Origin of the sequence: Vibrio ezurae NBRC 102218 (genome assembly GCF_000467185.1) — a bacterium.
Taxonomy (GTDB): domain Bacteria; phylum Pseudomonadota; class Gammaproteobacteria; order Enterobacterales; family Vibrionaceae; genus Vibrio; species Vibrio ezurae.
The window spans coordinates 182,319-203,444 of record NZ_BATM01000001.1 but is presented as its reverse complement, the minus strand read 5'-3'; the positions used below and the strand labels follow the sequence as shown (position 1 = coordinate 203,444).

Here is a 21,126-nt window from a genome sequence, read left to right as displayed (position 1 = left end):
TATTAAGCAGACAAGTAGGTGTATATGGATTACTACGCATGGATGCAATTGCTTCATGGGGCATGGACCACAGCATGGATATCAATGGTTTCCATTGCGCTCGGAGTGGTTATTGGGCTCGTGATTGCACTATTAAGAATGGCTAAATTACCAATCATTGACCAAGTGCTTGGCGTCTATGTCAGCTGGGCGCGAGCAACGCCTTTAGTCACGTTAGCCTTGTTTATATTTCTCTCTTTTCCTTCTTTTGGCATTAGTTTAGATAAACATTTTTCGGCCATTTTATGTTTAACCCTGAATACCTCAGCCTTTAATGCCGAGATCTGGAGAAATGCCTTCATCAACTTTTCGAATGGTCAAAAAGAGGCGGCAGAAGCTCTAGGCATGCAACGTCTCACGTATTTTCGGCGCATTATGTTTCCTCAAATGGTGATCATGAGTCTTCCTGCTTTGGTGAATGAAATGTCTTTTTTGATCAAAGGAAGCCCTGCTATTGCAGTGATTGGAGTCGTTGATCTCACTCGGGTCACCAACCGAATTGCCGCGGTGACCTATGAGCCTCTGCTTCCTATTTTATGTGCTGGCGTATTGTATATGCTCATTATCGGCGTGTTGATTAAGTTGCAACAGATTGCTGAACGTAAAGCGGACTATCTAACTAGCTAAGATCATCATATTAAGGAGTTATTATGGCGGAATGGGAAATCATCTGGCAGCAAAGAGAGATATTTATCTCTGGGTTTAGCAATACTTTCCTTCTATTTATTGTTGCGTCATTTGTCAGTTTTGGCCTAGGAATGGCATTGCTATATGCACTAGAAAATGGGGCGAAAGGACTAAAGTCTGGGGTGATCTTAGCGATAAATATGATGCGTACGTTGCCTTTTTTAATTTTAGCGTATCTGTTGTATTACGGCTTGCCACAAGTGGGCGTTCGTATGGACGCATTTACCGCAGGGGTTATTTCGCTAAGCCTCTATCATGGTACCTATTTTTGCGAGATTTTTCGTGGTATTCGCAAGGGGCTAGATTCGGGGTACATAGAGGCAGCTCAAGCGTGTGGGTTTTCGAAATTTAAAATATTCACTCGTGTTGTCGTTCCGAATGTGCTGTTCAAATCCGTGCCTTTGATTGCCAATCAGTTGATTATTTGCCTTAAAGATACCGCATTTTTGTGCATTATCACGGTAGGGGAAATTACCGCCGCTGCGAACAGCATCCAATCTACCTATTTCATCCCGCTGAATGCGTTTATTGTCGCCATCGCTTTGTATTGGTTGATCAGTATTGTCATTGAGCAGCTGTCTAAAATTACGCTAAATAAAGTTCAGGAAAGAGGGCTAAGTCATGCTTAATCAGAAGAGAGAAACCCAGTCAGTTGAGTCTTATGAAGAGGCAGCCTCTGTGGTTGAATTACCCGTTAAGCCACCTGAGTCTGCATTGGCAGCGGAAGATATTGTGAAGGTGTTCAACCTATCAAAACAATTTGATGGCATTGAGGTGTTAAGAGACATCAATTTAACCATTAAAAAGGGAGAAGTTGTCAGTATTTTGGGCTCTTCTGGATCAGGAAAATCCACATTGTTACGCTGCATGAACTGGCTTGAACAGCCTGAGAGAGGCACCATTCATGTTGGAGAAGAGCGCATAGGCATTAACCCAAAAACCAATAAACCTTTGAAATATCGCGAGTTAGCGAAAATGCGAGAGCGCATTGGAATGGTGTTTCAAGGGTTTAACCTTTGGCCACATTTAACCGTACTGAAAAACGTGATGGAAGCTTTATTACACGTTAAAAAAATGTCGAAGCCAGAAGCGGAAGCGATTGCAAAAGTACAGTTAGAGAAAGTTGGCATGTCACATAAACTCGATAGCTACCCTAGCATGCTGTCTGGCGGGCAGAAGCAGCGCGTCGCTATTGCAAGAGCATTGGCAATGGAGCCAGAGGTATTATTGTTTGATGAGCCTACCTCCGCTCTGGACCCTGAGCTGGTGGAAGAGGTGCTGCTGGTTATGCAGAAGTTATCAAAAGAGGGCTACACTATGGTGGTAGTGACCCATGAGATGGAGTTTGCGAGAAACGTATCTAACCAAGTGGTGTTTTTAGAAAAAGGAATATTGATAGAAAAAAGTCCTCCTCAAAAATTCTTTACCAACCCAGACTCGCCAAGGGTAAGGCAGTTTTTGAAACTGGATTGATACCAATCGTACTAAATAACGGCTCATTCTAGCTTGTTAAAATACTCGATAACGGCGCTAGAATTTTTGATTGTAGAATCACTATTTATCGAAAAATTCTGCCTTGCTCTCGAGCATTTTTCCTGTGCTATTTCTGTTCACTTAATGAGTGTAATTGGTATGAGTTTTATTGCTCAAGAGAAAATAAGGAAAAAGACAAGGATAAAAAAGGCCTTTCACGGTAGGTGCGTGAAAGGCCAAAGTGGGGAGTTAAATATTGCTAGGAAGGTGTTCTACAATATTACTTACCATTTAGTTTCAAAGCAGAGAAGGTCACACTGTTGTAATCGCCATTTTGTCTGTCGATAGTAATGTCACCAGTACCGGCACAACCTGGACCCCAAACAGGGTGTTTTTCTTGTACGCTACATTGACCGTATGCACCGGCTTTGAAGTAGAAATCATCTTCAGCATAACCTGTTGCATGGTCTTTCTTATCAATACCTTTGCTTAGGTCGATGTCGTAAGTCACTGTATCGTGTCTTGCTGTTTTGAAAGTTAGGTGCATCATAGTGCCTTCAACTTTCACCGCGTAGCTAAATTCTTCACCAAGTGCGATACCTGCTTTACCAGGGGCTGCGGTGTTTTCCCAAGTGTTGCCCCAAACAGGGTATGAGATATCTTCACGATTTGGATCGTTTTTCGCTAGGTTACGTTCGTAGTTCCAAAATACTGAACCGTATTTTTGACCAGGGAATTTTTTGTAGAAAATTTTCAATGGTTCGTTGCCGTGACCATATCCTGTGCCAGCTTTGATCAAGTCGTTATGTTTCTTAGCGTGGATTTGCCCTACAACCACTGAGAATGCTGGGTATTTTTCTGGGTATTTCGCGTGAATAGAAACATGGTTCACTTTCAATGTTGCTTCTAATGTTCCGCCAACCGCGCTGTATTGATCCGCTTGTGGGTGGCTAGATAGAGCCCATTGGTTTAATTTTGAATCTGTAAGAATGTTGTCGAAGTTTGCTCCGCGAGGCATTTGACGCAGCTCTGAGCGGGCATTTTTTGAGTTTTTAGTCGTAATGGCTTTGTTTTGTACTTCAAAAACAAGATTACCGTCTTTATCAAGATGAAAGAAATCCTCGTGAGAGTAGCTAAGCATTGCTACGCCTTCAATCTCATCGACTTTGCCATCTTTGTTTATGTCAGAAGGAATGGTGATTTTCCAGTTGGTCATATCAAATTTGTCAGCAGGAACTGGATGAGAAACTCCATTGCTATTCATGTTTGCAAAAGCAGGAACCGCAAATAAAAGTGAACCAGCTATAACGAGACTTTTCTTCATAATGTAACTCCGTGTAAGTATTATTGTCATACATAATAGGTAGGTCGACATAAAAAAAAAGTCTCTAAGTTAGGATATGTTTGTTTGATCACAAATTAAAAACTAAGCCATATTGAATCTTGAAAATTGAGTACTGAAGAGTTCAAAGTGATCTATGTCTGGTGCTCTATATCCCTTTGTTTAATAGTACAAAATAAACGTGAAATTACATTTTTATATCATTTTTATGTGATCTCGCGCTGATATTCACGTCGATGATGAGTCACTTTTTTGTGATATTTATCCTCTGCTATTTAAATTAAAGAATAAGCAGGATATAGGTATTAATTAGAGATTAGTGTGGATAATATTATGTGATATTTATTTGTTTTTAATTTACTGAGAGCTTTGTAATCGAAAATAATAAATTAACTGGATGTTTTAAGTCTGAAGAAAAATAAGTTTTTCATCTTTAAGTTTTATTTTGTTTTTATATTTTATTGTTTGAGTTACTGGTGTTTTTCTCTTATAGCCTCACAAGGTTATATTGCACCTTGAATTAGAGTAAGATAATGGCTATGCAGAATAAATGGTTATTACAAGAGGGAGTTATCAATGAGATACAGTGAATACAAAGTCGTGCATATTGTCGAAGGTGGCTGCGGAACCATTTTGTTAGGCTCAAGTGGCTTGCCTATGCAAAAAATTGAGGCAGAACTTAATAAATACGCGCAAGATGGCTGGCAAATGGTGTTTCAGGTTATTGAGCATAAACGCTTTTGGTTATTTTGGTCACGAGAAGCGGCCATCATTACTTTAGGCCGCTAATCTTGTTTAAGATTATCTCTTTAGCGTTAATTAAGCGTTATCAAGCCGGCGGTGGCTCTCGGCGATATTTTAATACTGAGTGCAATTTTGAGCCAACCTGCTCTGAATATACGAAGCAATGTATTCAAAAGTATGGAGCTCGAAAGGGCTGGCAGTTAGGTTTGGCTCGGATTAAACGCTGTAGCCAACCTGATTTAGTCGAAAAAATCGTAGATAAGGTACCGTAATGTATTTTTATGATTCACTGGAAAAGCTGGAACATAAAGAAGAACAACTGCGTTTGCTGGTGGCTAAACTGTCAGATAGCCGCCGAAAATCGTATTTTCAGCGGCAATCAAAACAGCTTAAAGATCCTGATACTTATGCCTGTTTAAATTGGTTCTTTTTATTCGGTATCCATCACTGCTACCTAAAACGATATGGGCTTTTTCTTGCTGAACTATTGGGCTCAATTTTTGCATTGCTGGGTTTTTTACTAGGAGAAACTTGGGGTATTTGGTTTTTTATTGCGTTATTTCTGTTTGAACTGCCGCAACTGTTTTTCTCACAAAGAATTGCTAGAAACTACAACTACAAGGTTTCCTACCAGATTTACCGCGATTTACATACGGGCAAATAAGGTGCAATTTGTGCTTAACCATAAATTGCACCCGTTGCCAGCTTCAATGGCTTATTCACTTTGTTCGCGAAAGAGGGTTAGCGAAAGATGGCCTTTAGGCAAGTATCAGGCTTGAGTTCAAATAGCCATGGTAATTGAGCCTGACGGCACGCTTCATTTAAACGATGTTGCGCGAAAATAATGTTTTCTCTCCAGTTATCATCATTGGCCCACATTTCTATCACTAATGGCACGTAACACTCGGTGTCTCTTAGGGTGTTGAAAATGGCCGTAAAGTTCACTTCTCCCTCCCCAATAACCAGATCTCTGAATTGTCCTTGGTAGTTAGGGGTGACCTTATAGGTGTCCTTTAAGTGAATTTGAGTGATGTGAGGTTTGCTTAATTTAAGCTCAGTGACAATGTCGTAGTTCCACCCTGAGATATTTCCTACATCGGGATAAGCACTGAAAAAGGGAGAATTAATTTCTCTATTTAATACTTCAAACTTGCTTAAAGAGTTTAGATAGTCAGTATCCATAATCTCTACTGCCAACATGACACCAGAGCGCTCAGCAAGTTGAGCACAGAGCTTCATTCCCTCAATAAAACGATCGTGGGTCTGTTGATTAGCCGGTTCATAATATACGTCGTAACCCGCTAGCTGAATGGTACGAATCCCGAGCTTATAAGCCAATAAAATCGCCTTTTGCATATAAAAATAAAAGGAGCCTAGGCTCCTTTTATTTTGTCGAGTAAATAGAGTGAGTATAGCGTCACTCTATTATGACTATTTAGCTTCTATTTGCTCTGATTTTCTTGATCTTATCAGTTTAATAATTAATACAAAGAACAGAGGTGCAAAGTAGATAACCAATAAAGTTGCCGCCATTACGCCACCCATTACCGAAGTACCGATAGCATTTCGGGCATTTGCCCCAGCGCCCGTACTTATCGCCAGTGGCAATACACCTAATCCAAATGCCAAAGAGGTCATGATGATTGGGCGCAATCGCATTTCACAAGCTTGTACCGTGGCATCCAGTAAGTTAGTGCCCTTGTCATACAACTCTTTGGCAAACTCTACGATCAAGATGGCATTTTTAGCGGTCAAACCTATGGTGGTCAGCACGCCTACTTGGAAGTAAACATCATTCTCAAGGCCACGTAGTGTGATGGCACATAGTGCACCAAGAATACCTAATGGTACGATAAGAATAATCGCAATCGGGATTGTCCAGCTTTCATAAAGCGCGGCCAAACATAGGAATACCATTAAGATAGAGATGGCATATAAGATAGGAGCCTGATTACCCGCTTCTTTCTCTTGGTATGACATGCCTGTCCAGCTCACTTGAACTTGGTCTGACAGTTCCGCTGCAAGGTGTTCAATTTCATCCATCGCTTCACCTGAGCTGTAGCCAGGAGCTGCTTCACCTAAGATTTCGATAGCAGAGTTACCGTTGTAACGAGTTAATTGCGGTGAACCTTGTCCCCAATGGGTCGTACTAAAGGCTGAGATAGGTACCATTTCGCCTTGGTTATTACGTACAAACCATAAATCGAGATCTTCTGGAGTCATGCGATATTGAGCGTCAGCTTGAATGTAAACTTTTTTCGAGCGACCGCGGTCTATAAAGTCATTTACGTAAGAGGAAGCCCAAGCAATAGACAGTGACTGGTTAATATCAGAGATAGATATTCCCAGTACTTTTGCTTTTTCGTAATCAATATCTAAGAACAGCTGCGCAGTATCTTCTAATCCGTTTGGTCGGATATTTTGTAAAATCGGACTCTGCGCCATTTTACCCAATAGTTGATTACGCATGGCGATCAGTTCGTTATGGCTTAGAGAACCGACGTTTTCTAGGTAGAAGTCAAAACCCGTTGATTGACCTAACTCCCTGATTGCTGGACTACCAAAGGCGAATACTTTCGCGTCTTTGTAGCCAGAGAAATGGCCCATGAATCGCTGTAGTACGGCATCAAGACTGGTCTCTGGAGTAGTCCTTTCGCTCCAATCTTTAAGGCTAATGATCCCCATGCCTGCATTCTGACCTTTCCCTGAGAAGTTAAAGCCTGCCACGGTAAATACATGACTTACGGTGTTTGGTTCTTCTTGCTCCAGATAATCTTTAACGTCTAACATCACTTTTTGGGTTTGAGCTAGCGTTGCACCTGTTGGAGCTTGCACCATAACAACAAAGTCACCTTGGTCTTCATTGGGTAAGAAAGAACTAGGTAAGGAATGGTACATGTACGCCATACCGCCGACTAAAGCGATATATATCAGAATAAAGCGGGCAGGGCGCAGTAGTACATGATTAATTGAACCACGGTACTTCGATGACAACTTGTCATAGAAGCGGTTGAAACCGCCAAAGAATTTAAGCTTTGACTCACTTTTCGTTGGTTTAAGTAACGTTGCACAAAGTACTGGCGTTAAGACCAGCGCCACGATGACCGAAAGCACCATTGCTGACACTATGGTTAAGGAGAACTGCTTATAAATTACCCCGGTTGAGCCAGACATAAAGGCCATCGGGATGAATACTACCGACAGCACCATGGTGATACCAATCAGAGCACTGGTGATCTGATCCATAGACTTTTTGGTGGCTTCTAACGGTGACAGGTTCTCTTCATGTATGATCCGTTCCACGTTTTCTACTACAACGATGGCATCATCAACTAGCAAGCCGATGGCGAGCACTAAACCAAACATGGTTAAGGTATTGATAGAGAAGCCAAGTACAGACATGATAGCAAAGGTGCCAAGTAGTACGACTGGTACTGCAATGGTTGGAATTAAGGTTGCGCGAAGGTTTTGTAAAAACAGCAACATGACCAAAAATACAAGGCCGACAGCTTCAAATAGGGTTTTAACTACTTCACTAATAGACAGACGGATAAACAAGTTGCTATCCATTGACTTAACCATCGCTAAGCCTTCAGGAAAGCCTTTTTCTAGTTGAGCTAGTTTTGCATCAACCGCCGCTTGTGTATCTAGCGAGTTCGCCCCTGTTGCGAGTGTAATTGCAATACCGGATGCTTCTAACCCTTGATAGCTAGGGACCATCGATGAATCTTCACTGGCAAGCTCTACACGAGCGACATCTTTAAGCTTGATCTGTGAACCATCAGCGTCAACTTTAATAAGGATATCTTTAAATTGGTCAACGGTTGTTAATAAGCTCTGAGCAGTAATAGTGGCATTGATAAGCTGTGAATCAACCGCAGGTGTTCCACCGAGTTGACCCACAGTCACTTGGCTGTTTTGTACTGATACTGCGCTAGAAATATCAACAGGGGTTAGGCTGTAGCTATTTAGCTTGGCAGGGTCAAGCCAGATACGCATAGCGTAAGAAGGACCAAATACGGTTACACTGCCCACACCACTTACGCGACTAAGCACATCTTTGAGGCTGGTATTGGCGTAGTCTTGAATATCCGCCGCGCTCATACTGCCATCAGGAGAATAAAGGTTGGTTACTGACATAAAGCCAGAACTACTTTTAGTGACTTTTGTACCTTGGTTTTGCACCGCGGTAGGTAAGCGGTTGGTCGCTTGTTGTAAGCTATTTTGTACCTGTACCTGAGCGGTATCAGGGTCAGTATCGGCACTAAAGGTTAAGGTAATGCTAGCGTTACCCGCTGAGTCACTGGTTGATGACATGTATAGCAAGTTATCGAGGCCAGTCATACTTTGCTCAATAACCTGCGTCACACTGTCTTCAATGGCCTTAGCGGAGGCACCAGGGTAGGTGGCTGAAATTTTCACCGCAGGTGGCGCAATACTTGGGTATTGCGCTACGGGTAATGTGACAATTGAAATGATGCCCGTGAGCATAATAACAATGGCAATTACCCAAGCAAAAATAGGCCTTTGAATAAAAAATCTAGAAAGAGACATTGCTTACTCCTCTACCGCAGGTGCTGACTTAGGCGCAGATTGAGGAGCAGGGGTTGCTTGTGCATCATCAGAGCCACTATCGATCACCACTTCTATGTCACTTTTTACGTTGCTTAGGTTGCTGATTACCACTTTCTCACCCGCAACCAGACCTTCTTCAACAATCCAACCATTATCGACTTCATCACCTAACACGACTGATTTTTTAACGGTTTTATTGTTTTGGTCAACAGTAAAGATAAAAGGTTGACCTGATTGACTTCTTACCACAACAGATTGCGGTACAACTAAGTAATCACGAGCTTCTGGTAGGGCAATGTGAGCACGTACATACATGCCATCTAATAGACGGTTTTGTGGGTTTGACACAATCGCACGTAAAGTAACGGTACCCGTTGAGTTAGACACTTTCGTGCTAGAGAACTCTAAATACGCGGTTTGATCGTAAGTCGTGCCGTCTTCTAGAATAATTGAGATAGGGATGTCTTTTGGTTTTTTATCTAACCCTGCAAACGTTTGTTTGATCTTAGAAAGTGCAAGCGAAGATTGCTGCATATCAATATAAACGTTTGATGTTTGAATAATCGTCGTCAGATAAGAGGCTTGTTGAGCCGTAAGTAGTGAACCTTCCGAAACTTGAGATAAACCCACCTGACCGGAGATAGGTGCTTTAATTTGAGTATAAGAAAGCTCTAAATTGGCATAATCGAGATCCGCTTGGCGAATAGCGACTTCTGCTTTTGCTTCTTGATAAGCTGCATCGGCATCATCATAGTTTTGTTGGCTGGTCAGCTTTTTCTTTAATAACTGAGCGTAACGGTCAGCGGTTTTTTTACTGGACGCTTCGCTTGCCTTTGCTTTAGCCAACTGAGCTTGTGCACTTTTTACTGTAGATTGATAGCTTGAAGGGTCTATTTGATACAGCACATCCCCTGCTTTTACTTGACTCCCTTCTTTATAAAGACGGCTTTGCAAAATACCCGTGACTTGCGGTCGTACTTCGGCTTGTTTAAATGCCGCAACACGTCCTGGTAATTCGCGAGTTAAGCGTAACGTAGTGGGTGCTAGGGTTAAAACATCTACATGTAAAGGGCCTTGCGGTGGTCTGTGATCTCGACCGTGTTCCCCACAACCAAGCAAAAGAAAAGACAGTAGTAAACACCAAGAAAACCTTAGCGATTTAGATAAAGACATAGAGAGGACACCTTTCAATGATAGATTTAACCCAAGTATAAAAATAGCATAGCAATTAAATGGTTAAGCGTGGGTTAAGGAAGTAAAAATATCTAAATATAGGGGAGATACTCTGTTTTCTAGGGAGAATAAAAAACACCGCTCCTTTAGGGGGGCGGTGTCTTTAGTTGGTACTTTAATACCGGTAAGTAATGATGATTTTTATAGAATGTCTTGCATAAACGTTTTAATAGGCTCAGGTAACAAATCTTGAGGGTGATCGCCTCCTAACGTAGCAAGCCCACTTTTTCCATCGATAATGCCTGTTTTCACTTCAATATGATTTCTTAAGTCAAGAATTGTGATTTTTAGCTTCACTTTATCAGGGATACCAGACCACTCCGTCGCACGATCTTCCCAATGTAAAATAGTAGGGTAAATAAGGTAGTCATAGTCATTGTCAGTCGCGTATTGAACGGCATCTTTATAGGAGCGGTATGACGTCGCGGTATCAATGTGATTTAGCTTAGTGACCAGCTCAGCTTGAATGACTTGGTTTACCATCTGGCCTGAACCTTGATAGTGTTTATTCCCGTATACGCCATCTTTTGATTGGGCAATGTATACAGAGTCATTCGACTTCAGCTTAATATTGGTATTTAGTGTCGTTAACTCAAGGTTATGAGAATCGGCACAACCCCATAAAAATGGAAGGAACAACAACGAAAGTAACCATGTTTTTAATTTCATATAGCACCTTATTTAGATTAATTTATTTTGGTTTTAGTCTACCTTACCTCTTTGAAAGTACTCCACCAAATATTGTATAAAGTGCGTTAATTGCGTCGGTAAATATTTTGATTGTGGATACTGCGCGATAACGTTGCCTTGGTAATTGCCACTGATGTGCCAGTTATCGAATAAAGGTACAACTTCGCCAGAAAGGATGTATTGATGAACAGAAAACTCTGGGAAAATCGAAATACCTAGACCACGTAAAACGGCTTCTCTTCTTATTTCACTGTGGTTGACATGAAATGTTCCCCTTACATTCACTGAACAAGTTTGATTCGAAGAGGTTAATACCCAACAGCGATCTTTAAGATCCTCACCAAGGCATAGGCAATTATGTTTCAATAGATCTTGTGGAGATTGAGGTATGCCATTCTGAGCAATATACATTGGGCTAGCACACATAATTAATCGGCACTCTGATAGTACTTTTCCCACAAGTGCTTCAATAGGGGTATCAGTAATATGAATCAGTAAATCGATATCATCTCGAATTAAATCAACATGCTGGTCTGTAACTTTGAGTTGAAAATCAACTCTCGGGTACTGAGTCATAAAATCAAGGATTACAGGCATTAAAACTTGCTTGGCAAGTGCTTTAGGTGCGGCAACCTTTAGAGAGCCACTAATTGCAGTATCGTCTGATTTAACAGCGTTTGTGACGAGTTTGGCGCTGTTCATTATGTCACGACAGATAAGATAAACTTCTTCGCCTTTGTTGGTTAAGCGCATTTTTCGTGTAGTGCGGTGTAATAATTTTTGCTCTAGAGCATTTTCAAGTCGGGTGATAGATCGACTCACTGATGACGGCGCCACCCCTAAAGACTTAGCGGTACGAGAGAAACTTTCAGACTCCGCAACATGGACAAACATAGCCATTTCTGGCAACAAAGAAATCATCTGATTTATGTTCAAAACGCAAAATTCCTTTGCATATTCAGTGGATTGTTAATCTGAGGTTACTTTTGGATACTAATGTCGTCAATAGATAAAGGAAGGTAACAGATGATAGCCAAATTACTCCGAGATAAGAGAGGTACCATATCATTTACTGAGCCAATGTTGCTTCTAGTTGCGATTTTCTGGGGAACCAGTTATGGGCTAACAAAAGAGGCATTAGTTTATTCCAGCGTCTTAGTTTTTATCATATTACGCTTTTTATTGACCTTTCTGGTGATGTTACCCACTGTGATAAGAGACTTTAAGCAAGATCTTAATAAAGATTGGAAAGTCGCTATTCCCACAGGCTTGGTTCTATCTGCGATCTTCTTCTGCGAAGTGTTTGGTATATCACAGACGTCAGCATCTAATGCCGCTTTTTTGATTAGTTTATCGGTGATCTTTACGACATTTGCAGAACTATTAATCAACAAGAAAAAGGTATCGTTGCTCTTATGGGGGATGAGCTTTGCTAGTGTATTCGGTGTTTTCTTGCTTACCTATCAACCCGGTAATACATATAGCTTAAACGTAGGTGATTATTTTATTTTAGGTGCGGCAGTATTAAGGGCGATAATGGTTACGACAACTAAATGTTTAGTTGAAGGTAAATCAATCACTACAAGTACGCTAACTTCCTTACAATCACTAACGGTTGCTTTAGTCACATTGGCAATAGCAAGTCTCTACTCACCTATGAGTCAATTGATGATTCCTCAACAACCTCAATTTTGGTTTATTCTTATTTATTTGGTGTTGTGTTGCACGTTGTTTGCATTTTTTGTCCAAAATTACGCTGTTCGTCGAACCTCACCGACACGTGTTTCTTTATTGATGGGAAGTGAACCACTATTCGGAGCAATGTTCGCGATGCACTGGCTTGACGAATCAATGAGTACAATCCAATTGTTTGGAGGAGTGATAATCCTGTTTTGTGTGTTGATGACTTCGATAAAGATAAAATCCTAGATTTGTAACTTGGGTTCCAACGAACCAAGGCGATTCCTAGGAATATTGAATTCAAACTATATATCTTCGGTTTTTACGAGTTTACTGCTCTTGCCATTGCGGCAATGATTGGACTTAGAAGGCTGATGTTTTTCGTAGCTTAGGTGTGCATCCACCTCTGCATTGAGAGCAGCCTCACCGTGATTTTCTTCAGTATTTGGCAGAACCAAGTTGAATTAGGATTGTAATGCTATGTAAAACAAGGCTTTAGATACAAAAAAACGGGACACCCTGAGGTGTCCCGTTCCAATCGATTGGTGGAGCTGGCGGGAGTTGAACCCGCGTCCGAAAATCATTCATCATTGGTACTACATGCTTAGTCGATCTTTAAATTCACCAAGTACCTGCGAACCGACACGCTAGTAAATGACTATCCTGAATTATAATTCGCCGTTCATCTCTCAGGCGGGAGAATCCGGGCTAGCTCTTTTGGGTTTGATCTCTTATTGGTCCCCGTCTTAAAAGCGGAAGCTAGGGTAAGAGAGCTCTCAGCAGGTTATTAAGCTGCTAGTGCGTAGTTTTCGTCGTTTGCGACTATTTTTTTGCGGCTTTTTACGTGGCCAACCGCCCCACGACATGCACCTCAGACTTCAGAATTCCCGTCGAATCCTAGATCAGCCCCTAGTGTTCTTGCATAGTACCAGAAAAGACTAGCCTGTCTAGCACCATGCTGACTGTATGCTCAATATTAGCGCAGTTTACTCTTCATAACTCGTGCTTTATCGCGCGCCCAGTCTTTATCTTTAAGATCGGTTCGTTTGTCGTGTAGCTTTTTACCTTTAGCTACGCCGATTTTGATTTTAACCCACGAGCGTGACCAGTACAGAGAGAGTGCTGTTAGGGTCATGCCGTCTCGGTTAATGCTACCGAAAAGGTTGTCTAGCTCTTTACGCGAAAGCAGAAGCTTACGGATACGAGTAGGGTTAGCTACTATGTGAGTAGACGCTTGGTTAAGCGGGATAATGCTCATACCACTAATGAAGGCTTCGCCATCTTTTAAATAGACGTAACTTTCGGCGATATTCGCTTTACCCTGACGTAGAGATTTCACCTCCCAACCTTGGAGCTCTAAGCCAGCTTCAAGCTCGTCTGCGATAAAATACTCGTGACGGGCTTTTTTATTTAGCGCAATAGTATTACTAGTCGCTTTGGTTTTTGATTTTTTCTTTGCCATAATAGGCTCATTATACGTATTGCCTTATTATAGGGAAATTCTTTTTACTCGGTTTAGGGTAAAGGTCTGAAAAATTAGCGATTTAGTCGTGGAGGAGCAGTTATGCCGCAGGTGACCCGTTCAGCATTGGTATCGTTTAGCGCTGAGCAGATGTTTAATTTGGTCAATGACGTCGCGCGCTATCCCGAATTTTTGCCTGGATGCTCAGGTTCTAAAATCCATGAAGCGGACGAGAACAAAATGGTCGCTTCTGTCGATGTCTCAAAAGCAGGTATTAGTAAAACCTTTACCACTCATAATGTATTGCACACAGGCAGTCGAATTGAGATGAACTTGGTTGATGGGCCGTTTAAACGTTTACAGGGTGGCTGGTTCTTTACTCCTTTAGATGAAGGGGCGTGTAAGATTGAGCTTAAACTTGAGTTTGAGTTTTCAAGTCGCATGATAGAGATTGCTTTTGGGAAAATATTTAATGAGTTAACTTCCAATATGGTTAACGCTTTTACCCAAAGAGCTAAACAAGTGTATCCGTGTTATGAGTATTAATATTATATGATTCATGTAGAAGTGGTGTATGCACTGCCTGACGATCAACGCGTCGTATCGCTGGTGGTCAATAAAGAATTGACGGTTGAGCAGATTATTGAGCGTTCGGGTTTATTAACCTTATTCCCTGAAATTGACCTTAGCGTGAATAAGGTGGGTGTATTCAGTCGTAATATCAAGTTGGATGCGTTAGTTCGAGATAATGATCGTATTGAAATTTATCGACCATTACTGGCTGACCCAAAAGAGATTAGGCGTAAGCGTGCACAGCAGGCGGCGCAAAAAGCGGTTAAGTAAAAACGACGCTATGGAAAAGCAGAAGGGGGAGCATAATATGCTCCCCCTTCTTTATATTAGATACGCTGATTATTGAATCGCTTGATTGAAGTCCGCACCCACGCTGAAGTCACCTTCGATGCGTTCTAAGCGGTCGTTGCCACCAAAGAAAACAAACAGATTTTTTTGGATAGGATCTTCATGTCCTTTAGTGAAATGATAGATATAGTACCATTTATTGGGTTTACCATTTTCTATCAACATAGGAGAACCTAAGACATAGCGAACTTGCTCTTTAGACATACCCACGCGAAGTTGATCTACAGCTGATTGTTCAACATAGTTGCCTTGGCTAATATCGATTCGATAAACCAATCTCTCTAATATAGAACAGCCCGTTAGCATTGAAAGCGCTAGTGGGACTGCGATTAACCATTTTTTAAACTGCATATAATCAGATCTTTAACTTCTAAATAAAACTTGGCAGATAATAAACAAGCTAAGCCTGCTTGTATAGAGAAACAGCCATGAGAGTGGGGATTGTCTATTGTCGAGGGTGTAAAACATGACATTCCCCAAGTTTTCAGAGTTATTGACCCTAAAAAATAAGATGAGTTCCCTTTAGGCTGCCATCAATTCTTTTGCGTTAGCCAATGTGGTTGATGTGATTTCACTGCCACCTAATAAACGGGCCAGTTCTTCAACGCGCTGTTCAGTATTCAAAGTGAACATCTGTGTTTCTGTCGTGCCAGCTTTGGTTTTCTTCGCTACAAACATTTGTTGGTGACCACTACCCGCTACTTGAGGTAGGTGAGTGACACAAAGGATCTGTGTGCTTTCCCCCAGTTTTCTTAGCATTTGCCCGACAACTGCTGCGGTAGGGCCACTAATACCGACATCCACCTCATCAAAAATAAGGCTTGGGGTTTCTACCTTTTGCGCAGTAATCACTTGAATTGCGAGAGAGATTCGAGACAGCTCACCACCCGAGGCCACTTTACCTAAAGGCTGTAGGGGTTGCCCTGGGTTAGCCGACACCAAATATTCAACATCATCAATACCAAGAGGAGAGGTGTAGGTCACATCACTATTGATACGAATATCAAACTGTGCTTTTTCCATGCTCAATTGATGCATGCTTTGAGAAATCAGCTTATTGAGCTCTTTTGCATAGCGCCTACGTGAGGTGCTGAGTTTTTCTGAGCTTTTGAGGTATTTGGCATGGGTGTTATCAACTTCGGATTGCAGCTGAGCAATCCGTTCGTCAGAACAATCAAGCATTTCAATTTGTTTGGCGAGATCTTGATGATGTTGATAAAGCTCTTCTGGCAACACTAAATGCTTTTTAGCCAGTGATAAAACAAGTGAATAACGTTCTTCGACCATTTTCATCCGCATAGGATCCATATCGATAGAATCAAGGTAATTTCTTAGTTCACTTCCGGCTTCTTCTATTTGAATAAGTGCCTCATTAAGCATTTGGTTCACACCGTTTAAACTGCCGTCTAATTCGGTTAGCTGTTGGGTTTGATTGATTGTGGTGTGCAATAAGCTAGTGGCGTTGGTTTCTTCATTGTCAGTAATAAGCTCAAGACTGAGTTGAGTTAAAGACAGCAGCTCACCACAATTGGAGAGTTTTTTGTGCTCATCTTCTAGTTCAGAAAACTCATTTTCAGATAGAGCTAATTCGTCTAGCTCATTAATTTGATATTCAAGAAGCTGTTTTTGAGCAAGATTTTGCTGACCATTTTTGATGGTTTGTTTCAGAGTGTTGTCAGCCTGACGCCATGATTGATAATGCGTTTGAACACGCTGAATTAAATGTTGATGCCCTGCGTACTGATCCAGCAAGTTGAGTTGATACTCTTTTTTTAGTAGCTGATGGTGCGCATGTTGTCCGTGTATGCTGACCAGTGTTTGACCTAAACTTTTTAACTGAGATACAGGTACTGGATTGCCGTTGATAAAAGCGCGAGAACGCCCATCTTTGCTAATAACTCGGCGCAGGATACACTCACCGCTGTCAGCTAATTTGTTGTCTTCCAACCAGCGCTGAGCCGTGAGGTTATTGTCAATGACAAAGCTGGCACACAGATCGACTTTGTCTTCACCCTGACGAACCATGCAGCTGTCAGAACGACTTCCTAGACAAAGGCTTAGAGCATCGATAGCGATAGACTTACCCGCACCGGTTTCACCAGTAATGGTTGTCATACCTGATTGAAGTTCAATTTGTAGTGATTTTACAATAGCAAAGTTATTAACACTTAGATGAGCAAGCATACGGAATTCCATTCACCAAAATACTGTATATAGAAACAGTATATACTGGTTTTACATACAGTAAAGTCGAGTGGTGAATTTTTTTCGTGATTTTTGCTACAAGTTAAAAAAGTTTACTCGACCAACCTAGCTTCTCTCGCAATACATGGTAGTAGCTGTAGTCTTTTGGATGAATCAGTTGTAGGACGTTATCACTACGGTAAATATGGATTTCATCCCCTGGCTCTACGGGTAAAGAGACTTGCCCATCACAGCTCACCTCTTGTGTGCCGCGATTGTCAGGAGCAAGCACCAGTTTTATTTGTCGGTTCCCATCAACCACGAGCGGGCGGCTCGACAAGGTGTGTGGAAACATAGGTACTAAAGAAATGGTGTTCAGGCTGGGAGATAAAATGGGCCCCCCGCCAGAGAGAGAATATGCAGTAGAGCCTGTTGGCGTAGAAATAATTAAGCCATCAGAGCGTTGTGTAAAAGCAAATGAATCGTCAATGTAAACTTCAAACTCAATCATGTGTGCGACTTTTCCAGGGTGAAGAACCGCTTCATTTAATGCTGAATTTTGCCCTTTGATTAGTCCATGACGATGAATTTCTGTCTCTAAAAGAAAGCGTTGTTCTTTAAGATAATTTCCGGCTAATACCTCTTCAAGAGGCGCTTTAAAATTCTCAGGGTCTAAGTCGGTGAGAAAACCAAGGTTTCCTTTATTTACACCAATAACCGAAATATCAAATCGAGATAGGACTCGCGCCGCGCCCAACATATTGCCGTCACCACCGACCACAATCGCCAAGTCGGCTTTTTGACCAATTTGCATCAAGGTACAAAATGCGCTGCTGTCTATTTCAGGCATAAGGTCTTGAAGTCGGTCGTCAATCAGGATTTGATACTCTTTCTCAGCGAGCCAATGATAGAGCTCTTTATGAGTCTGGATGGCACTGAGGTCGCGAGGTTTACCTAAAATAGCGATTGTAGAGAACTGGTTACTCATTTTAGTCCCAAAATAATTGGTTAGGCTTGATTCAGAAACGATGATCCCCATAATAAAGGCAAGTTGAATTTAGATGCTAATTTTTATGGGTACATTTCTGTGAAAATAATAGCACTTTCAGAAATTTGCGTACCCATATCGGAGATATCATGAGCGATAAAGAAAATAAAATTAACGAAGAAGAGCTAGAACAAGCGATGAATGAAGCTGAAACAGTTGTAGAAGAAACGGCTGAAGAAGCACAAATTATCGGTGATGACGGTGATCTAGATGGGGAATTTGAGACAGCCGAAGAGATTGAAGAGTCTAAAGTTGCTCAATTAGAAGCCGCTTTATTGCAAACTGAAACGCGTTTGAAAGAACAGCAAGATAGCGTGATTCGCGCCAAAGCTGAAGTTGAGAACATGCGTCGCCGTACAGAGCAAGAAATGTCAAAAGCGCGTAAGTTTGCGATCAACAAGTTTGCTGAAGAATTGCTACCTGTTATCGATAACCTTGAGCGTGCGATTGAAGCCGCTGATGCTGAAAATGAAGTGATCAAACCTATCCTTGAAGGTATTGAAATGACGCATAAATCGTTTATTGATGTTGTGTCTAAAAATGGCCTGAAAGAAATTAACCCTGTAGGTGAGGCGTTTAACCCTGAACTGCATAATGCGGTTTCTATGGTGGAAAGCCCAGATCACGAAAGTAACATGGTGACTATCGTGCTACAGAAAGGCTATGAATTGAATGGCCGTGTCGTTCGTCCGGCAATGGTTATGGTTGCTAAATAACCGACTTCGATTGATTGCACTCAATAAAAGAGGCTGTTTCAGCCTCTTTTTTGTTTTTTTTCTATAAGAAGTCTTGAAACAGAGAATCGAGCCCCTATCTATGGTGCAGAGCAATTAATCATAAGCTAACTGCTTTAAAAAATTTCAGGCTTGGGGTTGAAACCGAGCCAATCATCCCCACTTATGGGGTATAAAGAAACAGATAATTAAATTCTTGGAGATAGCCTGATGGGTAAAATCATTGGTATTGACTTAGGTACAACTAACTCATGCGTTTCAGTTCTAGACGGTGACGCACCACGCGTAATCGAAAATGCAGAAGGCGAGCGTACAACCGCTTCTGTTATTGCTTACACAGACGGCGAAACTTTGGTTGGTCAGCCTGCTAAACGTCAAGCGGTAACAAACCCAGAGAACACGCTATTTGCAATCAAGCGTCTTATCGGTCGTCGTTTTGAAGACGAAGAAGTTCAGCGTGATATCGAAATCATGCCTTACAAAATTGTTAAGGCTGACAACGGTGATGCATGGGTAGAAGCGAAAGGCCAAAAAATGGCGGCTCCTCAAGTATCTGCAGAAGTTCTTAAGAAAATGAAGAAAACTGCTGAAGATTTCCTTGGTGAAGAAGTGACTGGTGCTGTTGTTACCGTTCCTGCTTACTTTAACGATGCACAGCGTCAAGCAACTAAAGATGCAGGTCGCATCGCAGGCCTTGATGTTAAACGTATCATTAACGAACCAACAGCTGCAGCTCTAGCATACGGCCTAGACAAGTCAGGCGGCGATCGCACTATCGCAGTTTATGACCTTGGTGGCGGTACTTTTGATATCTCAATCATCGAGATTGACGAAGTTGAAGGCGAAAAAACCTTTGAAGTTCTAGCAACTAACGGTGACACTCACCTTGGTGGTGAAGACTTCGATACTCGCATGATCAACTACTTGGTTGACGAGTTCAAAAAAGAACAAGGTATCGATCTTAAGAACGATCCACTAGCAATGCAACGTGTTAAAGAAGCAGCAGAAAAAGCGAAAATCGAGCTTTCTTCTACTTCTCAAACTGACGTAAACCTACCTTACGTTACTGCTGATGCAACTGGTCCTAAGCACATGAACGTTAAAGTGACTCGTGCAAAACTAGAATCTCTAGTTGAAGACCTAGTGCAACGTTCTCTTGAGCCACTTAAAGTTGCTCTAGCAGATGCTGACCTAACTGTAGGCGAAATCACTGACGTAATCCTAGTTGGTGGTCAGACTCGTATGCCTATGGTTCAAGCTAAGGTTACTGAGTTCTTCGGTAAAGAGCCACGTAAAGACGTTAACCCTGACGAAGCAGTAGCAATGGGTGCTGCAGTTCAAGGTGGTGTACTTGCGGGTGACGTTACTGACGTACTACTTCTTGACGTAACTCCACTGTCTCTAGGTATCGAGACTATGGGTGGCGTAATGACTAAGCTAGTTGAGAAAAACACCACTATCCCAACTAAAGCGAACCAAGTTTTCTCTACAGCAGAAGACAACCAGAATGCGGTAACTATCCACGTTCTTCAAGGTGAGCGTAAGCAAGCGTCTTACAACAAATCTCTAGGTCAATTTAACCTAGAAGGTATCCAAGCTGCACCACGCGGTATGCCTCAAATCGAAGTAACATTCGACCTTGATGCGGATGGTATCTTACACGTATCAGCGAAAGATAAACAAACTGGTAAAGAGCAAAAAATCACTATCCAAGCGTCTGGTGGCCTAAGCGACGACGATATCGAGAAAATGGTACAAGAAGCAGAAGCTAACAAAGAAGCGGACAAAAAGTTCGAAGAGTTAGTGACTACTCGCAACCAAGCTGACCAAATGATCCACGGTACTCGTAAGCAAATCGAAGAAGCGGGTGACGCACTTCCAGCTGACGAGAAAACGAAGATCGAAGCCGCTATTACTGAGCTTGAAGAAGTGAAGTCTGGTGACGACAAAGAAGCTATCGACGCTAAAGTTCAAGCGCTTATGACAGCAGCTCAAAAGCTAATGGAAATTGCTCAACAGCAAGCTCAAGCACAACAAGGTGCTGAAGCAGGTCAAGAGCAAGCGAAAGACGACGACGTTGTTGATGCTGAATTTGAAGAAGTGAAAGACGAGAAGAAATAATTCTTCCCGATTAAAGAGGTCGACGGTTGATTCACTATAGATAATTAAATAGCGATCTCTTTAGTAAAGTTTCCCGCTCGGGGAAGCTTGCTCTTCAATATTGAAGTTGGGCGTTTAGGGAAACCTTAACGCCCTTCTGTTTGTAAAAGCGTTGTCGCTATAGATGATAGTTTTAGAAAGAACCTAGAACCGC

The 21,126-nt window shown here is 41.8% G+C and carries 20 protein-coding genes, 1 other RNA gene and 1 pseudogene; 11 read left to right on the top strand and 11 right to left on the bottom strand.

Annotated elements, in window-relative coordinates; translation table 11 throughout:
* The first annotated feature begins 24 nt into the window (after nucleotides 1-24).
* From VEZ01S_RS00965 to VEZ01S_RS00955, 3 genes are read left to right on the top strand one after another with little or no spacing between them, the layout of a single operon-like run.
* On the top strand, nucleotides 25-666 hold the full coding sequence (locus tag VEZ01S_RS00965; RefSeq protein WP_021712143.1) for an amino acid ABC transporter permease: 642 nt from the start codon (nucleotides 25-27) through the stop codon (nucleotides 664-666).
* 23 nt (nucleotides 667-689) lie between these two features.
* A complete protein-coding gene (locus tag VEZ01S_RS00960; protein WP_021712142.1) occupies nucleotides 690-1,355 on the top strand; it encodes an amino acid ABC transporter permease in 666 nt (221 codons plus the stop codon).
* Nucleotides 1,348-2,199, top strand: coding sequence for an amino acid ABC transporter ATP-binding protein (locus VEZ01S_RS00955; protein WP_084621657.1), 852 nt, complete (start codon nucleotides 1,348-1,350; stop codon nucleotides 2,197-2,199). The genes VEZ01S_RS00960 and VEZ01S_RS00955 overlap by 8 nt, the downstream gene beginning before the upstream one ends.
* A 280-nt stretch (nucleotides 2,200-2,479) precedes the next feature.
* On the opposite strand, the gene VEZ01S_RS00950 is transcribed toward VEZ01S_RS00955, so the two are convergent.
* Nucleotides 2,480-3,523 (bottom strand): polysaccharide lyase family 7 protein, encoded by a 1,044-nt coding sequence (locus VEZ01S_RS00950; protein WP_021712140.1) that lies wholly within the window; start codon nucleotides 3,521-3,523, stop codon nucleotides 2,480-2,482.
* A 594-nt stretch (nucleotides 3,524-4,117) separates the two neighbouring features.
* Here VEZ01S_RS00950 and VEZ01S_RS00945 point away from each other — a divergent pair.
* The 3 genes from VEZ01S_RS00945 to VEZ01S_RS00940 are packed head-to-tail and all read left to right on the top strand — an operon-like array spanning nucleotide 4,118 to nucleotide 4,949.
* Nucleotides 4,118-4,330: a DUF4177 domain-containing protein gene (locus VEZ01S_RS00945; RefSeq protein WP_021712139.1), complete on the top strand. Its 213-nt coding sequence runs from the start codon at nucleotides 4,118-4,120 to the stop codon at nucleotides 4,328-4,330.
* The gene (gene yidD, locus VEZ01S_RS16460) at nucleotides 4,282-4,557 is read left to right on the top strand and encodes a membrane protein insertion efficiency factor YidD (RefSeq protein ID WP_369370208.1); all 276 of its coding nucleotides are present in this window, start codon (nucleotides 4,282-4,284) and stop codon (nucleotides 4,555-4,557) included. Before VEZ01S_RS00945 ends, yidD begins: the two co-directional genes overlap by 49 nt.
* Nucleotides 4,557-4,949 carry a hypothetical protein gene (locus VEZ01S_RS00940; protein ID WP_021712138.1) on the top strand — a complete coding sequence of 131 codons (393 nt, stop codon included), beginning with the start codon at nucleotides 4,557-4,559 and terminating at the stop codon, nucleotides 4,947-4,949. The genes yidD and VEZ01S_RS00940 overlap by 1 nt, the downstream gene beginning before the upstream one ends.
* Before the next feature lie 77 nt (nucleotides 4,950-5,026).
* On the opposite strand, the pseudogene VEZ01S_RS00935 reads toward VEZ01S_RS00940, so the two are convergent.
* The 5 genes and pseudogenes from VEZ01S_RS00935 to VEZ01S_RS00915 all read right to left on the bottom strand — a co-directional run.
* A pseudogene (locus VEZ01S_RS00935) lies at nucleotides 5,027-5,644 on the bottom strand (L-ribulose-5-phosphate 3-epimerase); the annotation flags it as partial.
* Nucleotides 5,645-5,716: 72 nt separating this feature from the next.
* Complete coding sequence (locus VEZ01S_RS00930) at nucleotides 5,717-8,839, bottom strand: efflux RND transporter permease subunit (protein WP_021712136.1); 3,123 nt, start codon at nucleotides 8,837-8,839, stop codon at nucleotides 5,717-5,719.
* Between the two features lie 3 nt (nucleotides 8,840-8,842).
* Nucleotides 8,843-10,033 (bottom strand): efflux RND transporter periplasmic adaptor subunit, encoded by a 1,191-nt coding sequence (locus tag VEZ01S_RS00925; RefSeq protein WP_021712135.1) that lies wholly within the window; start codon nucleotides 10,031-10,033, stop codon nucleotides 8,843-8,845.
* A gap of 201 nt (nucleotides 10,034-10,234) precedes the next feature.
* Nucleotides 10,235-10,762 carry a DUF4823 domain-containing protein gene (locus VEZ01S_RS00920; protein ID WP_021712134.1) on the bottom strand — a complete coding sequence of 176 codons (528 nt, stop codon included), beginning with the start codon at nucleotides 10,760-10,762 and terminating at the stop codon, nucleotides 10,235-10,237.
* A gap of 33 nt (nucleotides 10,763-10,795) precedes the next feature.
* A complete protein-coding gene (locus VEZ01S_RS00915; protein ID WP_021712133.1) occupies nucleotides 10,796-11,719 on the bottom strand; it encodes a LysR family transcriptional regulator in 924 nt (307 codons plus the stop codon).
* 90 nt (nucleotides 11,720-11,809) lie between these two features.
* On the opposite strand from VEZ01S_RS00915, the gene VEZ01S_RS00910 reads away from it, so the two are divergent.
* Nucleotides 11,810-12,712, top strand: coding sequence for a DMT family transporter (locus tag VEZ01S_RS00910; RefSeq protein WP_021712132.1), 903 nt, complete (start codon nucleotides 11,810-11,812; stop codon nucleotides 12,710-12,712).
* A gap of 294 nt (nucleotides 12,713-13,006) precedes the next feature.
* On the opposite strand, the gene ssrA is transcribed toward VEZ01S_RS00910, so the two are convergent.
* Together ssrA and smpB are read right to left on the bottom strand one after the other, a co-directional pair.
* Nucleotides 13,007-13,373, bottom strand: a transfer-messenger RNA (tmRNA) gene (ssrA, locus tag VEZ01S_RS16455).
* A gap of 66 nt (nucleotides 13,374-13,439) precedes the next feature.
* Entirely contained in the window at nucleotides 13,440-13,925 is a 486-nt protein-coding gene (gene smpB, locus VEZ01S_RS00905) for an SsrA-binding protein SmpB (RefSeq protein ID WP_021712131.1), read from the bottom strand.
* Between the two features lie 102 nt (nucleotides 13,926-14,027).
* Between smpB and VEZ01S_RS00900 the strand changes: the two genes are divergently transcribed.
* Nucleotides 14,028-14,471, top strand: coding sequence for an SRPBCC family protein (locus tag VEZ01S_RS00900; RefSeq protein WP_021712130.1), 444 nt, complete (start codon nucleotides 14,028-14,030; stop codon nucleotides 14,469-14,471).
* A gap of 6 nt (nucleotides 14,472-14,477) precedes the next feature.
* Nucleotides 14,478-14,768, top strand: a complete 291-nt coding sequence (locus VEZ01S_RS00895) for an RnfH family protein (RefSeq protein ID WP_021712129.1) — start codon at nucleotides 14,478-14,480, stop codon at nucleotides 14,766-14,768.
* Between the two features lie 69 nt (nucleotides 14,769-14,837).
* Here the strand turns inward: VEZ01S_RS00895 and VEZ01S_RS00890 are convergent, their stop codons facing one another.
* The 3 genes from VEZ01S_RS00890 to nadK all read right to left on the bottom strand — a co-directional run bounded on the left by VEZ01S_RS00890 (nucleotide 14,838) and on the right by nadK (nucleotide 18,018).
* The gene (locus tag VEZ01S_RS00890; RefSeq protein ID WP_021712128.1) at nucleotides 14,838-15,197 is read right to left on the bottom strand and encodes an outer membrane protein assembly factor BamE; all 360 of its coding nucleotides are present in this window, start codon (nucleotides 15,195-15,197) and stop codon (nucleotides 14,838-14,840) included.
* A 171-nt stretch (nucleotides 15,198-15,368) separates the two neighbouring features.
* Nucleotides 15,369-17,030 carry a DNA repair protein RecN gene (gene recN / locus VEZ01S_RS00885; protein WP_040889849.1) on the bottom strand — a complete coding sequence of 554 codons (1,662 nt, stop codon included), beginning with the start codon at nucleotides 17,028-17,030 and terminating at the stop codon, nucleotides 15,369-15,371.
* Between the two features lie 103 nt (nucleotides 17,031-17,133).
* On the bottom strand, nucleotides 17,134-18,018 hold the full coding sequence (nadK, locus tag VEZ01S_RS00880; RefSeq protein WP_040889847.1) for an NAD(+) kinase: 885 nt from the start codon (nucleotides 18,016-18,018) through the stop codon (nucleotides 17,134-17,136).
* Nucleotides 18,019-18,167: 149 nt separating this feature from the next.
* On the opposite strand from nadK, the gene grpE reads away from it, so the two are divergent.
* Entirely contained in the window at nucleotides 18,168-18,794 is a 627-nt protein-coding gene (grpE, locus tag VEZ01S_RS00875) for a nucleotide exchange factor GrpE (RefSeq protein ID WP_021712125.1), read from the top strand.
* 228 nt (nucleotides 18,795-19,022) lie between these two features.
* Nucleotides 19,023-20,933: a molecular chaperone DnaK gene (dnaK, locus tag VEZ01S_RS00870; RefSeq protein ID WP_021712124.1), complete on the top strand. Its 1,911-nt coding sequence runs from the start codon at nucleotides 19,023-19,025 to the stop codon at nucleotides 20,931-20,933.
* Nucleotides 20,934-21,126: the final 193 nt, after the last annotated feature.

Bases quoted from the DNA above. Each gene is read 5' to 3' on its own strand.
- VEZ01S_RS00920 (WP_021712134.1), bottom strand. From the start codon at position 10,762: ATGAAATTAAAAACATGGTTACTTTCGTTGTTGTTCCTTCCATTTTTA.
- recN (WP_040889849.1), bottom strand. From the start codon at position 17,030: ATGCTTGCTCATCTAAGTGTTAATAACTTTGCTATTGTAAAATCACTA.
- VEZ01S_RS00960 (WP_021712142.1), top strand. From the start codon at position 690: ATGGCGGAATGGGAAATCATCTGGCAGCAAAGAGAGATATTTATCTCT.
- VEZ01S_RS00890 (WP_021712128.1), bottom strand. From the start codon at position 15,197: ATGCAGTTTAAAAAATGGTTAATCGCAGTCCCACTAGCGCTTTCAATG.
- VEZ01S_RS00930 (WP_021712136.1), bottom strand. From the start codon at position 8,839: ATGTCTCTTTCTAGATTTTTTATTCAAAGGCCTATTTTTGCTTGGGTA.
- VEZ01S_RS00900 (WP_021712130.1), top strand. From the start codon at position 14,028: ATGCCGCAGGTGACCCGTTCAGCATTGGTATCGTTTAGCGCTGAGCAG.
- VEZ01S_RS00940 (WP_021712138.1), top strand. From the start codon at position 4,557: ATGTATTTTTATGATTCACTGGAAAAGCTGGAACATAAAGAAGAACAA.
- VEZ01S_RS00950 (WP_021712140.1), bottom strand. From the start codon at position 3,523: ATGAAGAAAAGTCTCGTTATAGCTGGTTCACTTTTATTTGCGGTTCCT.
- VEZ01S_RS00925 (WP_021712135.1), bottom strand. From the start codon at position 10,033: ATGTCTTTATCTAAATCGCTAAGGTTTTCTTGGTGTTTACTACTGTCT.
- smpB (WP_021712131.1), bottom strand. From the start codon at position 13,925: ATGGCAAAGAAAAAATCAAAAACCAAAGCGACTAGTAATACTATTGCG.
- VEZ01S_RS00910 (WP_021712132.1), top strand. From the start codon at position 11,810: ATGATAGCCAAATTACTCCGAGATAAGAGAGGTACCATATCATTTACT.
- VEZ01S_RS00895 (WP_021712129.1), top strand. From the start codon at position 14,478: ATGATTCATGTAGAAGTGGTGTATGCACTGCCTGACGATCAACGCGTC.
- nadK (WP_040889847.1), bottom strand. From the start codon at position 18,018: ATGAGTAACCAGTTCTCTACAATCGCTATTTTAGGTAAACCTCGCGAC.
- VEZ01S_RS00945 (WP_021712139.1), top strand. From the start codon at position 4,118: ATGAGATACAGTGAATACAAAGTCGTGCATATTGTCGAAGGTGGCTGC.
- VEZ01S_RS00955 (WP_084621657.1), top strand. From the start codon at position 1,348: ATGCTTAATCAGAAGAGAGAAACCCAGTCAGTTGAGTCTTATGAAGAG.
- dnaK (WP_021712124.1), top strand. From the start codon at position 19,023: ATGGGTAAAATCATTGGTATTGACTTAGGTACAACTAACTCATGCGTT.
- grpE (WP_021712125.1), top strand. From the start codon at position 18,168: ATGAGCGATAAAGAAAATAAAATTAACGAAGAAGAGCTAGAACAAGCG.
- VEZ01S_RS00965 (WP_021712143.1), top strand. From the start codon at position 25: ATGGATTACTACGCATGGATGCAATTGCTTCATGGGGCATGGACCACA.